This window comes from Pseudomonas indica NBRC 103045 (genome assembly GCF_002091635.1).
GTDB lineage: Bacteria > Pseudomonadota > Gammaproteobacteria > Pseudomonadales > Pseudomonadaceae > Pseudomonas_M > Pseudomonas_M indica.
In genome coordinates, this window is record NZ_BDAC01000012.1 from 39516 (window position 1) to 55520 (window position 16005).

Annotated in this window: 2 protein-coding genes and 1 pseudogene; all 3 read right to left on the reverse strand. The window is 68.4% G+C overall.

The window, feature by feature from the left end:
• Positions 1-82: 82 nt before the first annotated feature.
• On the reverse strand, positions 83-7246 hold the full coding sequence (locus PIN01S_RS27335; protein ID WP_280522868.1) for a non-ribosomal peptide synthetase: 7164 nt from the start codon (positions 7244-7246) through the stop codon (positions 83-85).
• Positions 7247-15385 (reverse strand): annotated as a pseudogene (locus tag PIN01S_RS27340) (non-ribosomal peptide synthetase); the annotation flags it as partial. It lies immediately after the preceding gene.
• Positions 15372-15968 carry an adenylyl-sulfate kinase gene (gene cysC, locus PIN01S_RS15150; RefSeq protein ID WP_084336519.1) on the reverse strand — a complete coding sequence of 199 codons (597 nt, stop codon included), beginning with the start codon at positions 15966-15968 and terminating at the stop codon, positions 15372-15374. The gene cysC and the pseudogene PIN01S_RS27340, both read right to left, overlap by 14 nt.
• Between the last annotated feature and the right edge of the window lie 37 nt (positions 15969-16005).

Here is a 16005-nt window from a genome sequence, read left to right on the forward strand (position 1 = left end):
CGCCCCGACGTCAGCCAGCGGTCGGTTCGGGCTGCGTTCGGCCCGGCCGTGGTGATAGCGGAAGTCATTCGTCGGGCTTTCCTCATTGTCGGAGTCTTTTCGCCAGCAGCTGTGCGATGCGTGCGAGCCATTCGGGGCGGGTCATCTCGTCGTGGTGGCAAGGCAACGCATGCGCTTCGATGTCCGAGGCGAAGGCCGCCCAGAGTCGGTGGAACGGGATTTCCCGGGGTGCTGTCGCGGTGGCCTCGAGGAAGCTCAGGCGTCCCCGGAGGTGGCCGAGATTCGGACGTCGCCAGAGTTTCAAGGTGTGTTTGAACGCTTCGAACAGCCATTCCACCTGCTCTGCGGGGAGCGTCGCCAGCCGCCCGCGGGTGGACCGTGCCAGGGCTTGGCGCGGATCGTCGGTGTCGCGCGGTGCGTCAATACCGACCATTTCGCAGAAGCGGCGCAACAACTCGGCTTCGGTCGGCATCTCGCTCTCCGGTCGATCCAGAGGATAGCTGTCCAGCAGGATCAGGTGCTCCACCTCATGGCCGAGCGCTTCGAGGCGTGTGGCAATGCGGTGGGCGATCACCCCGCCAATGGACCAGCCCAGCAAACGATACGGACCTTCCGCCTGGACCTGCCGCAAGGTGGCGATGTAGGCATCGATGAGGTCGTCCTGATCGGACGGTAGCCGGCTCCCGGCCTCCAGGTACGGCGTCTGCAGTACGTACAGCGGAATGCCTCCGGGCAGGGCGGCGGCCAACCCGGTGAAGGCCCAGCCGAGGCCGCTGGCGGTGTGCAGGCAGAACAGCGGTCGCATGCCACCGCCACGGCGCAACGGCAGCAGCGGGGCGAAGTCGCTGGCGCTGTCGCCGCTGTCCAGCCAGCGCGCGAGCCGTGCCACGCTGGGAGCCTCGAATAGCGCGCGGACCGGCAGCGCCACGTCCAGGGCGGTTCGGATATCGCTGACCAACCGGGTGGCCAGCAGCGAATGGCCGCCGAGTTCGAAGAAGTTGTCATCCATCCCGACCCTGTCGAGCCCGAGCGTGCGAGCGAACAGGGCGGCCAGCGTGCGCTCCCGGGGTGTCAGCGGTTCGCGTGTAGAGGTCTGCGCCGTGAAGTCCGGTGCGGGCAGCGCCTTGCGGTCGACCTTGCCGTTGGGTGTCAGCGGCAGGGCAGCGAGCCGCAGCACGGCGGAGGGGACCATGTGCTCGGGCAGGCGTTCGGCGAGGAAGCGGCGTAGAGCGGCCGGCTCCAGATCGGCTGTCGGGGCGGCGACCGCATAGGCGATCACGTGCTCGCGGCCGCTCCGGTCGTGGCGAACGGTGACCGCTGCCTGGGCCACCTGTGGATGCCGCTCCAGCGTTGCCTGGATTTCGCCGGGTTCGATGCGGAAGCCACGGATTTTCACCTGTTCGTCGATCCGCCCGAGGTATTCGAGCGTGCCGTCGTTGCACCAGCGACCGAGATCGCCGGAGCGGTAGAGGCGTGAACCGGGCGGGCCGAAGGGATCGGCGACGAAGCGTTCGGCGGTGAGGCCGGGACGCCTCAGGTAGCCGCGAGCGACGCCTGCGCCAGCGATATGGATTTCTCCTGGCGTTCCTGCGGGAACGGGTTGCAGGCGCTCATCCAGCACATACACGCGAGTGTTCGCGATCGGCCGGCCGAGCGGTTGCCAGGCGGTATTACCCGTGCAACGCCAGGCGGTCGAGTCGATGGTCGCTTCGGTGGGGCCGTAAAGGTTGACCACACCCTCGGTCGCCAGCGGTGCAGCCCGCTCCGCCAGGGCCGTGCTCAATGGCTCGCCGCCGCAGAACAGGTAGCGACAGCGGAAGGGTGTCGAACCGTCGTCCGGCAGCAGGGCATCCAGCAGGCTGGGCACGCACTGGACGATGCTTGCTTCCTGGCGGCGGATCGTTTCGGCGATGGCCAGCGGGTCGCGGTTGGCGCTGTTCGGCAGTAGAACCAGGCGGGCGCCGATGGCCAGGGGCGTCCAGAGCTCCCATACCGAGGCGTCGAAGGAGATCGGCGTGCGTTGCAGGAATCGATCTGCCGACGTGAGACCGAAGGTTTCGGTCTGCCAACCGATGTGGTTGGCCAGGCTGCGGTGTTCCACCATCACACCCTTGGGCTTGCCGGTGGAGCCCGAGGTGTAGATCAGATAGGCCAAATGATCCGGGGTCAGGTTTGGTACATCGGGGGCGGTGTCCGGCTGGTTGGCCCAGGCGGGGCGTTCCGCATCCAGCCGGCACAGCGGCAGGTCGTCCGGGAGAGCCAGTCCGTCCGGCAGGCTGCTGTCGGCCAGGAGTGCCAGCGGCTGGCTGTCCGCGAGCATGAAGGCCAGGCGCTCCAGGGGGTAGGCCGGGTCCAGCGGCACGTAGGCACCGCCCGCCTTGAGGATGGCCAGCAGGCCGACGAGCATGTCGAAACCGCGCTGGGCGCAGATCGCCACGCGGGCATCGGGACCGACGCCGAGCCCGCGCAGGTGATGAGCCAGGCGGTTGGCTCGGGCATCCAGCTCGGCGTAGCTCATCCGCGCTTCGTCCATGGCCAGGGCCACGGCATCGGGTGCGCGTCGGGCCTGGGCTTCAAACATCTTATGGATGCAGGGGCGGATCGGCGTGGCCTGGCCGTGGTCGAGCGCCAGCAGGGCGTCGCGCTCGAGGTCGCTCAGCAGATTGATGCGACCGAGTGCCTGCCACTCATCCTCCACCATGCCTCGCAGCAGGGTTTGCAGATAGCCGGCGTGACGCTCGATGGTGGTGGTATCGAACAGGGCCGTGGCGTAGTTGAGGTTGGCCTTGAAGCAATCACCGGAGCGGACGAAGGTCAGGGACAGGTCGAATTTCGCGGTGCTGCCGGAAAGGGCCACGGGTCGCGGGTTGAGCATGGCCCAAGGTCCTTCGGGGCTTTCCCCGGCTTCACCGTCCTCCCAGGCGAACAGCACCTGCACCAGCGGTGCGTGGGCGAGGCTGCGCGGCGGTTGCAGCAATTCCACGACCTGTTCGAAGGGCAGCTCCTGATGGTCCTGGGCGTCCAGGGCGACCTGCCGGACCCGGCTCAGCAGCTCAGGGACGGTCAGGCGGCCGGGCTGGTCGATGCGCAGGGCCAGGGTGTTGACGAAGAAGCCGATCAGCGGCTCCAGTTCGGTGCGGGTACGTCCGGCCACCGGAGTGCCGATCAGTACCGTCGGCTGGCGGGTGAGCCGGCCGAGCAGGGCCCCCCAGGCGGCCAGCAGGGTCATGAACGGGGTGCAGCCATGGCGGCGGCCGAGGGCTTCGAGGTCGCGGCTGAGAGCCGGGTCCAGCTCGAAGCCGAGGTTGGCACCGGCGAAGTCCTGGGTGGGCGGGCGTGGCCGGTCCAGGGGCAGGTCGATCAGCGTCGGCGCGTCGGCGAGTTGGATGCGCCAGTAGTCGGCCTGCCGTTGCAGGTGTTCGCCGGTCAGCCAGCGGCGTTGCCAGGCGGCGTAGTCCGGGTACTGGATCGGCAGGGCCGGCAGTGGATCGTCGAGGCCCTGGGCGAAGGCGTCGTAGAACGCGGCGAGTTCGCGACGCAGCACGCCGGCGGACCAGCCGTCGGAGACGATGTGGTGTTGGACGATCAGCAGCAGGTGTTCGCGTTCGGCGATGCATAGCAGGTGGAAGCGGACCGGCAGTTCGCTGTCGAGACGGAACGCGCGGCGGGTCTCCTTCTCCAGCCAATGCCGGATGGCAGATGTCCGATCCTGCTCCGGGGGCAAGTCATGCCGTTCGAGCAGTTCCGGAATCGATCCGGGCGGCAGGATGTCGAGGCAGGGTTCGCCCCCATGGGCGATGAAGCGGCTTCTGAAAACGTCATGGCGATCCACCAGCGCCTGAATGGCGCGCCGCAGCGCTCCAAGGTGCAAATCCCCTTCCAGGCGCAGTGCCATCGGGATCAGGTAGGTGGGACTGGGGCCTTCCATCTGGTCGAGGAACCACAGGCGCTGCTGGGCGAAGGACAGCGGCAACGGTGCTTCCCGCGAAACGGGCTCGACGGGCGGCACGACGGCTTGCCGGGATTGTGCCACGAGAGTGGCCTGCTCGTGCAGCACGGGGTGCTCGAACAGGACGGCCAGGCGGAGCTGGCACTGGAAGGCGTCCTGCAGGCGGGCGAGGAGCTGCATCATCAGCAGCGAATGGCCGCCGAGTTCGAAGAAATGATCGTGACGGCCGACCCGGTCGAGGTTCAACAGCGCGGTCCAGATACCGGCGATGCGGGTTTCCACGGGGCCCTGGGGCGGCTCGTAGGTGCGGCTGGCCACGGCGTCGGTGCCGGGTGCAGGCAGGGCGCGGCGGTCGAGCTTGCCGTTAGCGGTGAGCGGCAGAGCGTCGAGGCGGACAAAGGCGGCTGGCAGCATGTAGTCGGGCAGCTGGCTGGCCAAGACTTCGCGCAGCGCGGCCGGTGTTGGCGCCTGCGCTACGGGCCGGGCGGTGAAGTAGGCCACCAGTTGTTTGTCCCCGGCTCCGGTTTCGCGAGTGAGGACGACCGCCTCGCGAACACCGGGGCAACTGGCGAGACGGGCTTCGATCTCGCCCAGCTCGATGCGGAAACCCCGGATTTTCACCTGTTCGTCGATCCGTCCGAGGTATTCGAGGCTGCCGTCGTTGCGCCAGCGACCGAGGTCGCCAGAGCGGTAGAGCCGTGCGCCGGGCGGGCCGAAGGGATCGGTAATGAAGCGCTCGGCGGTGAGATCGGGGCGGTTGAGGTAGCCTCGGGCCAAGCCTGCGCCGCCCACATGCAGCTCTCCGGCAACGCCCAGCGGAGCCGGTTGGCCGTATTCGTCGAGGACATAGAGGCGCAAGTCCGGGATGCGTTCGCCGATGGGGCTGGCACCGGCCCGCTCGGCGTCGGCCGGCTCCAGCGCACGGTAGGTCACGTGCACCGTGGTTTCGGTGATGCCGTACATGTTCACCAGGCGCGTCCCGGCATTGGCCGGATGGGCGTACCAGGGCCTGAGCCAGGCGGTGTCCAGGGCCTCGCCGCCGAACACGATGCAGCGAAGCGCATGGCGGCGATCGCTGCCCGCCTGGGTGGTGCACAGTTGGCGGAAGGCGCTCGGGGTCTGGTTCAGGACGGTCACGCCGATGTCGCAGAGCAGCGCATAGAAGTCTTGCGGCGAACGGCTGGCCGCGTGCGGCACGATCAGCAGTTTCCCGCCATGGAGCAGCGCCCCCCAGATTTCCCACACCGAGAAGTCGAAGGCGAAGGAGTGGAACAGCGACCAGGTGTCCTGCGGGCCGAAGCCGAACCACGCCTGGGTGGCGGCGAACAGTCGGGTCACTTGGCGATGCTCGATCATCACGCCCTTGGGCTTGCCGGTGGAGCCGGAGGTGTAGATGAGATAGGCCAGGTGGTCCGGGGTCAGGTCCGGCACTTCGGGGGCGGTGTCCGGCTGGCCGGCCCAGGCGGGGCGTTCCGCATCCAGTCGGCACAGCGGCAGGTCGTCTGGGAGAGCCAGCCCGTCCGGCAGGCTGCTGTCGGCCAGGAGGACCAGCGGCTGGCTGTCGTCGAGCATGAAGGCCAGGCGCTCCAGGGGGTAGGCCGGGTCCAGCGGTACGTAGGCACCGCCCGCCTTGAGGATGGCCAGCAGGCCGACGAGCATGTCGAAACCGCGCTGGACGCAGATCGCCACGCGGGCATCGGGACCGACACCGAGCCCGCGCAGGTGATGGGCCAGGCGGTTGGCGCGGGCGTCCAGCTCGGCGTAGCTCATCCGCGCTTCGTCCATGACCAGGGCCACGGCATCGGGCGAGTGCCGGACCTGGGCCTCGAACAGCCGGTGGATGCAGGGCTGGGGCGGCGTGGCCTGGGTGCGGTTGAGCCCGTGCAGCAGGTGGTCGCGTTCGGCGGCGCTCAGCAGATCGATGCGGCCGAGTACCTGCCGTTCGTTCTCCACCATGCCGCGCAGCAGGGCCTGCAAATGGCCGGCGTGGCGCTCGATGGTGGTGGCATCGAACAGGGCGGTGGCGTAGTTGAGGTTGCCCTTGAGACGGTTGCCGGAGCGGCTGAAGGTCAGGGACAGGTCGAACTTGGCGGTGGTGCCGGGCAGTCCGAGAGACTGCGGTGACAGTGAAGCCCAGGGGCCGCTGTCGACAGCGATGGGCTCATGGTCTTCCCAGGCGAACATCACTTGCACCAGCGGAGCATGGGCGAGGCTGCGCGGCGGTTGCAGCAATTCCACGACCTGTTCGAAGGGCAGCTCCTGATGGTCCTGGGCTTCCAAGGCGACCTGCCGGACCCGGCTCAGCAGCTCAGGGACGGTCAGGCGGCCGGGCTGGTCGATGCGCAGGGCCAGGGTGTTGACGAAGAAGCCGATCAGCGGCTCCAACTCGGTGCGGGTACGCCCGGCCACCGGAGTGCCGATCAGTACCGTCGGCTGGCGGGTGAGCCGGCCGAGCAGGGCGCCCCAGGCGGCCAGCAGGGTCATGTACGGGGTGCAGCCATGGCGGCGGCCGAGGGCTTCGAGGTCGCGGCTGAGAGCCGGGTCCAGCTCGAAGCCGAGGTTGGCGCCGGCGAAGTCTTGGATGGGCGGGCGTGGCCGGTCCAGGGGCAGGTCGATCAGCGTCGGCGCGTCGGCGAGTTGGGTGCGCCAGTAGTCGGCCTGCCGTTGCAGGTGTTCGCCGGTCAGCCAGCGGCGTTGCCAGGCGGCGTAGTCCGGGTACTGGATCGGCAGGGCCGGCAGCGGATCGTCGAGGCCCTGGGCGAAAGCATCGTAGAGCGCGGCGAGTTCGCGGCGCAGCACACCGGCGGACCAGCCATCGGAGACGATGTGGTGTTGGACGATCAGCAATACGTGTTCGCGCTCGGCGAGACGCAGCAGGCGGAAGCGGATCGGTGCTTCTTCTTCGAGCCGGAAAAACGAGTGGGCTTCCCGTTCGAGCCGAGAAGCCAACTGGCTCGGATCGTCAAGGACTTCCTCATCCAGGCGGAAAGTCTGCTCGACGGGCAGGATATCCACCTGGGATTCGCCGTTGCGCTCCGCGAACCGACTGCGCAGTACCTCATGCCGGCTAACCAGTGCTTGCAGCGCTCGACGCAGGGCCATCGTATCCAGTGCCCCATCCAGGCGCAGCGCCAGAGGAATCAGGTAGGTAGAGTTGGGACCCTCCAGCCGGTCGAGGAACCACAGGCGCTGCTGGGCGAAGGACAGCGGCAGCGGAACTTGCCGCGAAGCGGGCTCGATGGGCGGCAGGGTCGTGTGCTGAGCCTGCGTCACGAGACGCCCCTGCTCGTGCAGCATGGGGTGCTCGAAGAGGTCGGCCAGATGCAACTGGCAGTGGAAGGCAGCCTGCAGGCGGGCGAGGAGCTGCATCACCAGTAGCGAATGGCCGCCGAGTTCGAAGAAGTGATCGTGACGGCCGACCCGGTCGAGGCCCAGCAGCGCGGCCCAGATACCGGCGATGCGGGTTTCCACGGGGCCCTGGGGCGGCTCGTAGGCACGGCTGGCCACGGCGTCGGTGCCGGGTGCGGGCAGGGCGCGGCGGTCGAGCTTGCCGTTGGCGGTGAGCGGCAGTGTGTCGAGGCGGACGAAGGCGGCCGGTAGCATGTAGTCGGGCAGTTGGCTGGCCAGGGCTTCGCGCAGCGCGGCCGGTGTTGGCGCCTGCGCTTCGGGCCGGACGGTGAAGTAGGCCACCAGTTGCTTGCCATCCGAACCGGTGTCGCGGACGATGACGGCCGTTTCGCGGACACCGGGGCAGGCGGCGAGACGGGCTTCGATCTCGCCCAGTTCGATGCGGAAGCCACGGATCTTCACCTGTTCGTCGATCCGGCCGAAGTATTCGAGGCTGCCGTCGGCGCGCCAGCGGCCGAGGTCGCCGGAGCGGTAGAGGCGTGCGCCGGGCGGGCCGAACGGGTCGGCGACGAAGCGTTCGGCGGTGAGGCCGGGGCGGTTCAGGTAGCCGCGTGCCACACCCGGTCCGCCGATGCAGATTTCGCCGGCGACGCCGATGGGGACTTCCCGCAGCCGCTCATCCAGCAGGTGGACACGCGCGTTGTCGATGGGCGTGCCGAGGGACAGGTCGGAGGAGTTCAGCGTGGCGTTCATCGTGGCCAGCACGGTCGTTTCCGTCGGGCCGTAGGCGTTGATCATTGACCGGCCAGGGCTCCAGCGGCCCACCAGGGCCGGCGGGCAGGCTTCGCCGGCGACGATGAGATGGCGGACCGAAGCCAGGCTGCCTTCCGGCATGACCGCCAGGGCGGCGGGTGGCAAGGTCAGGTGAGTGATGCCTTCGCGCTCCACCAGCGCGGCGAGTGGGATGCCTGGCGTCAGTGCATCGGGCTCGGCCGCTACCAGCGTCGCGCCCGAAAGCAACGGGCGCAGCAATTCGGAAATGGCCGCATCGAAACTGGGGGAGGCGAACTGCAGCACACGGCTGCCTGGTCCGAGCGCGCAACGGCGCCGATGGGTGCTGACCAGGTGCGGCAGGCCCTGGTGCGTCACCACTACGCCTTTCGGTCGGCCGGTAGAGCCGGAGGTGTAGATGAGGTAGGCCGCCTGCCGTGGCGACAGGGCGAAGCCGCGTGCCGTGTCGTCCGGATCGCTGTCGGACTGGCATGCCAGGCTGGCGAGGCAGTCCGGATCGTCGAGCCGCAGGAGCGGACCCTGGATGTGCGGAAGGTCCTGTTGCAGGGCGACGGTGGTCAACAGTGCCATGGGGCGCGCGTCTGTCACCATGTAGGCGAGGCGTTCGCGCGGATAGCCGGGATCGAGCGGCAAATAGGTGGCGCCGGCCTTGAAGATCGCCAGCAGGGCGATCGCCAGGTCTGCCCCACGGGGCAAGGCGACGGCCACATGATCCTCGTGGCCCACACCCAGGGCCAGCAGTCGATGGGCCAGCCGGTTGGCGCGGGCGTTCAGTTCGGCGTAGCTCAGCGCCTCGCTGGCGTCGACGAGGGCGATGGCTTTCGGAGAGCGCCTGACCTGGCGTTCGAACAGCACGGACACCGGGGCTTCCTCGACCGGGTGGTAGCTGTTGTTCCAGAGGTCGAGCTGATGCCGGTCATGGCGGTCCAGCAGATCGATATCGCCGATCCGGCGGTCGGAGTCCGCCAGCATGCCATCGAGGATGTGCCGCCAGTGTCGGGCCAGGCGCTCTGCGCTGGTGCGGTCGAACAGCTCCATGGCGTATTCCAGGCTGCCCTGCAGTCGAACTGGCTGGCCTTGGTCATCCAGCGTTTCGCGCAGGTTGAAGACCAGGTCGAACTTGACCGATGACAGACATGCCGGCTGCGGTGTGGCGACAAGGTCTGCCAGGGCGAGGCCTGTTTGCGTGCCGTGCTGAAGCCCCAGCATGACCTGGAACAGTGGGTGGGCGGACAAGGTGCGTGATGGATTCAGTGCTTCGACCAACCGCTCGAACGGCAGGTCCTGGTGGGCGTAGGCCGCCAGGTTCCGTTCGCGGACACGGCTGAGCAATTCCGCGATGCCGGGATCGCCGCTGGTGTCGGTACGCAGGGCGAGAGTGTTGACGAAGAAGCCGACCAGCGGGGCGAGCGCTTCGTCGGTGCGTCCGGCGATCGGGGCGCCGATGACGATGTCAGTACCTGCGCCATGGCGGGTGAGAAGAATGGCCAGGGCAGCCTGCAGCACCATGAACAGGGTGGCGCCATGTCGTTGGCCGAGGGCGGTCAGCTCCGCATGCAGATGCTCCGGCAGGTCCAGGGGGACCGAGTCGCCCCGATGATTCGGCCGGGCCGGCCGGGGACGGTCGGGTTGTGGCCCGCACAGCTCCGGTACACCGTGGAGCGCTTCGCGCCAGTAGGCAAGCTGGCGTTCGGCCAGGGTGGCGTTGCCTATGGGCTGTTCCAGCAGGGCGTGCTGCCACAGCGTGTAGTCGGCGTATTGGACAGGCAGGGGCGGCCAGGCCGGCGCCTGGCCGCGACGCCGGGCCGCGTAGGCGGTTGCCAGGTCCGCCGATAGTGGGGGAATGGAGAAGCCGTCGGCGGCGATGTGATGCAGCACCAGCAGCAGGACATGCTGCGTCGGGCCTAGCTCGAACAGGATGGCGCGTAGCGGGATTTCCCGTGTCAGGTCGAAGCGATGGTGGACCGCCTGGTTCAGGGCATTACGCACTGCGGGGGGCAGCGGAGCATCCGGTCGTTCGCCCAGGCCGAGGGCGATGCGCTCCAGGACCGGACGGGCCTGATCGGCAGAGAGGATGCGCTGGCAGGCACCGTCGGCGGTTTCGGCGAACAGCGTCCGCAGGCTTTCGTGGCGTTCGACGAGGTCGGCCAGGGCGTGATCCAGCGCGACATGGTCCAGCTCGCCGTGCAGGCTCCAGCAGACGGGGATGTTGTAGGTCGGGCTCGGGCCTTCGAGGCGGTGAATGAACCACAGCCGTTGTTGAGCGGGCGACAGCGGAAGCGAATCGGGGCGTGGCTGGGGACGCAGGACGGGGCGGGTTTCGCCGGCGTCGTCGTCGAGCCGTTGAAGGAGTTGGGCAACGCTGGGCGCCTCGAAGAGCGTACGCAGCGGGAGGTCCAGACTCAATGCCGAGCGAACCCGGCTGACCAGTTGGGTGGCGAGGAGCGAGTGGCCGCCCAGGTCGAAGAAGTTGTCGTCGAGGCCGACCCGGGGCAACCCGAGCGTATCGGCGAAGAGTGAGGCGAGGGCGCGTTCGCGGGGTGTCCGGGGTTCGCGAATGGCGGACGAGGCGGTGAAGTCGGGTGCGGGCAGGGCCTTGCGGTCGATCTTGCCGTTCGCGGTCAGCGGAAGTGCGTCGAGCATGACCACGGCGGCCGGGACCATGTAGTCCGGCAGGCGCTCGGCGAGATGGCGCCGCAAGACGGCGGGATCGGGGCATGCCTTATCACAGGGGACCGTATAGGCGACCAACTGCTTGCCGCCGGCCGGCGCTTCGCGGACAAGCACGACGGCCTGGGCGACGCCGGGGTGCTGCTCCAATACGGCCTGGATTTCGCCGGGCTCGATGCGGAAACCGCGAATCTTCACCTGATCGTCGATGCGGCCGAGGAATTCGAGGATGCCGTCGTGGCGCCACCGGCCGAGGTCGCCGGAGCGATAGAGACGTGAGCCGGGTGGGCCGAAGGGATCGGCGACGAATCGCTCGGCGGTGAGGCCGGGGCGGTTCAGGTAGCCGCGCGCAACGCCCGGCCCGCCGATGCAGATTTCTCCGGCGACGCCGATGGGCTGCCGCCGGAGCCGATGGTCGAGGATGTGCACCTGGGTATTGCCCAGCGGCAGGCCGAGGGGGACGTTTTCCGCCACCGGGGCGGCGGTGGGCAGGGCATGCGCCACGGCGAAGGTGGTGGTTTCCGTGGGGCCGTAGACGTGTACCGTCCGGGTCGCCGGACAGGCATCGAGCATGCGTCGGAAGGCCGCGGGCGAGGCGCGCTCGCCGCCGGTCCATACGGTGCGCAGGCTGGAGAGACTGGATGGAGCGCTGTCCATGATCAGGCGAAACAGCGCGGTGGTCAGGAACAGCGCCGTGATGCCGCCTTCGACGAGCGTCCGCTCCAGGGTGGTCGGGTCCAGCTCACCCCCGGGCGCAGCCACCACCGTTCCCCCGGTCAGCAGGGGAACCCAGATTTCGTAGGTGGACGCATCGAAGGCATGGGACGAGTGCGCCAGTACGCAGGCATGGTCGCCGTCCTGCCAGCGCCGGTCGCCGACGAAGCTGGCGATGTTACGGTGGCTGACGGCGACGCCTTTCGGCTTTCCGGTCGAGCCGGAGGTGTAGATGACGTAGGCCAGTTGGTCCGCCGAGCAGGGAACGTCCGGGATGGTGGCGGGTCCGTGCGCTATTTCGGCCTCGTCGAGGGTGACGATGCAGCCGGCGAGCCCTTCGCCGTGGGCTCTGTCGCGAACCAGCAGCACCTTCGTGGCGGCGTCTTCGACGATCCAGCGCTTGCGCTCTTCGGGATAGCGGGACGACAGCGGGACATAGACGCCGCCGGCCTTGAGCACCGCGAGGATCGACACGACGAAATCGAGGGTGTCTTCGAGCAGCACGGCGACGGCGTCTTCCCGGGCGACACCGGAGGCCAGCAGGCGGTGGGCGAGCCGGTTGGAGCGATTGTCGAGTTCCGCATAGGACAGCCGGGTGGCGCCGGCGACCAGGGCCGTGGCGTCGGGATGCTCCAGCACACGCCGCGCGAACAGCGCCGGGATGGGCCATTCGTCCACTGCTTGCCGGGTATCGTTCCACTGTTCCAACCGGTGGGTTTCTTCGGCATCGAGCAGGGCGATGTCGTCGATTCGTTCTCTGGGGGCGGCGGCCATGGCCTCCAGTATCCGCTGCCAGCGTTCCGCCAGGTGTTCGGCGGTGGGGCGGTCGAACAGATCGGCGGCATATTCGAGGCGGCCCCACAGGCCGGCCGGCTCGCCACCGGGGCTTGTTTCTTCGCGCAGATTGAAGACCAGGTCGCACTTGATCGACGGCTGTTCCACTGGCTTCGGCGTGACTTGCAGGCCGGCCAGGGCGAGCCGGGGGAGTGCCATGTTCTGCAGCCCCAGCATCACCTGGAACACCGGATGCGCCGAGGGAGTGCGGAGCGGATTCAACGCCTCGACCACTTGCTCGAAAGGCACGTCCTGGTTCGCATAGGCGGCCAGGCTCTGGTCGCGGACCCGCTTCAACAGGTCCGCCACCGTGGGATTGCCGCGGGTGTCGGTGCGCAAGGCCAGGGTATTGACGAAGAAGCCGACCAGCGGGGCGAGGGCTTGGTCGTCGCGTCCGGCCACCGGTGAGCCGATCACGATGTCCTGGCCCGCGCCATGCCGGCTGAGGAGGATCGCCAGGGCGGCCTGTAGCACCATGAACAGGCTGGCGCCATGGCGCTGACCTAGTCCGATCAGGGCGCCGTGCAGTGCCGACGGGATCTACAAGGCCAGCAAGCCGCCTCGTTGGCTGAGCAGGGCGGGGCGTGGACGGTCGGGCAGCGGCGTGCAGAGATCGGGCAGGCCCGACAAGGCGTCTCGCCAATGGGCGAGTTGGCGGGCGGAGAGGCTGTCGGGGTTTTCCGGCGAGCCCAGCATGGCGTGCTGCCAGAGGGTGTAGTCGGCGTACTGGAGCGGCAACGCTGCCCACTCCGGGGCCCTGCCGTTCCGGCGGGCGGCGTAGGCGGTCGACAGATCGGCCATCAGGGGGGCGATGGACCAGCCGTCGGCGGCGATGTGGTGCAGGACCAGCACCAGCAGGTGACGTTCCGGTGCGAGCCGCAGCAGGGTGGCGCGCAGGGGAATCTGCGTGGCCAGGTCGAACGGCCGGCTCGCTGCCTGTTCCAGCGCGGCCCGCGGGTCGCCCGCCACATCGACCCGTTCGAGGGACGGACGGGCCTGGGTTGGTGGCAGGATGTGCTGGTGTGGGCCGGTTTCCGCCTCGGGAAATATCGTGCGCAGGCTTTCGTGGCGATCGGTCAGGTCGCCCAGGGAGGCCTCCAGCGCATCGGTATCGAGCGGGCCTTCGAGCAGCCAGCCGGACGGGAGGTTGTAGGTTGCGCCCGGGCCTTCGAGCTTTTGCAGGAACCAGAGGCGCTGCTGGGCCGGAGACAGCGGCAGGCGCTCGGGCCGTAGCGCCGACGCCAGGCGTGGACGGTCGGCAGCCGTCGGGCTGCTGTCCAGTCGAGCGGCCAGCTCCGCGACGCTGGGCGCTTCGAAGAGCGTGCGGACCGACAAGTCCAAGCCCAGGGATTCACGAACGCGGCCCGCCAACTGGATGGCCAGCAGTGAGTGGCCGCCGAGATCGAAGAAGCTGTCGTCGATGCCGATATCCGGTACGCCGAGGGTGTCGGCGAAGAGCGTCGCCAGGGTGCGCTCGCGGGGTGTGCGTGGCGCGCGGGAGTCTGCGCGGGCGGCGAAGGTCGGGGCGGGTAGAGCCTGGCGGTCGATCTTGCCATGGGCGGTCAATGGCAGCGCCGGGAGCATCAGCACGGCGGCGGGAACCATATGGTCCGGCAGGCGCTCGGCGAGGAAGCGGCGCAGCGTCTCGGGCTGGGGATGCTGGCCGTCGGTGGGAACGGCATAGGCGACCAGTCGTTTGCTGCCGGGCGGGTTCTCATGCAGATGGACGAGGGCTTGGGCCACACCGGGATGCTGCTCCAGCAGGGCCTGAATCTCGCCGGGCTCGATACGGAAGCCGCGAATCTTCACTTGGTCATCGATGCGTCCGAGGAACTCCAGGCTGCCGTCGTCTCGCCAGCGGCCGAGATCGCCGGAGCGGTAGAGACGTGCGCCGGGCGGGCCGAAAGGATCGGCGACGAAGCGTTCGGCGGTGAGGCCTGAGCGGTTCAGGTAACCCCGGGCGATGCCGGCACCGCCGATGCAGATTTCCCCAGGGGTACCGAGGGGGACCTGCCGGAGTCCGGCATCGAGGAGGTGGATGCGGACGTTATCGATGGGGGTGCCGATGGACAGGTCCGAGGGGCTCAGCGTGGCGTTCATCGTCGCCAGTACGGTCGCTTCCGTCGGGCCATAGGCGTTGACCAACCGCCGCTGGCGACTTTCCCAGCGCTCCACCAGGGCGGGGGAAAAGGCTTCGCCGGCGACGATGAGGCAGCGGACCGATGCGAGGCTGTCGTCCGGCATGACGGCGAGGACTGCGGGTGTCAGGGTGAGGTGCGTGATGCTTGTGCGTTCGACCAGCGCGGCCAGGGGAGCACCGGGGGCCAATTGTTCAGGGGACGCCATCACCAGGGTGGCGCCGGACAACAGCGGCCGCAGCATCTCCGAAATCGCCGCGTCGAAGCCAGGCGAGGCGAACTGCAGCACCCGGCAGCCGGGCCCCAGTTCGCAACGCCGTTGGTGGGTGCTGACCAGGTGCGGCAGGCCGCGATGAGGCACCACCACACCTTTCGGTTGCCCCGTGGAGCCCGAGGTGTAGATGATGTAGGCGCTCTGATGGGGCACCAGCGTGAAGCCCCGCTCGCTGTCGCTGGGCGCGTGGGAAGGCTGTTGGGCGAGATCGGCCTGGCACTGGGCATCGTCGAGCAGCAGCGTACCGGCGGCGTCGAAGGCGGGAAGAGTCTTCTGGTTTTCGCGGGTAGTCAGCAGCAACGCCGGCTGGGCGTCGCCGATCATATAAGCCAGGCGCGTGGACGGGTAATCCGCATCGAGCGGCAAGTAAGTGCCGCCCGCCTTGAGGATGGCGAGCAGGGCGATGGGAAGTTCCGGCGAACGGGGCAAGGCGACGGCAACCCGGCTTTCCCGGCCGATTCCCAATTCGATGAGCCGATGGGCCAGCCGGTTGGCTCGTTCGTCCAGCTCCGCATAAGTCAGATGCGTATCGCCGAAGACGATGGCTTGCGCATTGGCATGTTTGGTCACCTGCCGCTCGAAGAGTTGAGGAACCGGTAGTTCGTCGAGCGTATGCGTGGTGTCGTTCCAGGTATTCAGCGGGCGCTTCTCGTCAGCACTGAGCATTGTCGAGATCCGGTCGGGAAGAAAGGTGGGTGTGGAGAGCGTCTAGGATGCGAGCGGTACAGGTCTGCACGTCGAACCGGCCGGTATCGACCGGCAGCGCTTCCTCTCCCGGTGGTTCGTAGGGCGCGGCGATCCCGGTCATGCCGGACAGCAGGCCGTCTTCCACCTGGCGGTAGAGGCCTTTGGGGTCGCGGGCGCGGCAGGTTTCCAGCGACGCACAAACCCAGACTTCCAGCATGTTCGCGGGGCCGATGATGGTGCGGGCGAGTTGCCGGTCGGCGCGGTAGGGCGAGACAAGCGCGACGATGACATCCACCCCGGCGTCGTTGAGTATCCGTGCGACGTGGGCGACCCGGCGTACCTGCTCCTTGCGGTCTTCGCGGCCGTATCCCAAGTCGCTGCTCAAGCCTTGGCGAAGCGTGTCGCCATCCAGGATGGCGCAGCGCTGACCGCATCGTTCCAGCCGCTCCTTCAGGTGGCCGGCAAGGGTGGTCTTGCCTGCTCCGGACAGACCGGTCATCCAGAGCGTGGCGGGATTGCGGATGTCCGCACGCGGGGTATGTGAGCTGTCAGCCGTTCGCATGCTATGCCTGCTTCGTGGTCGATTCGCCGGGGCGGCG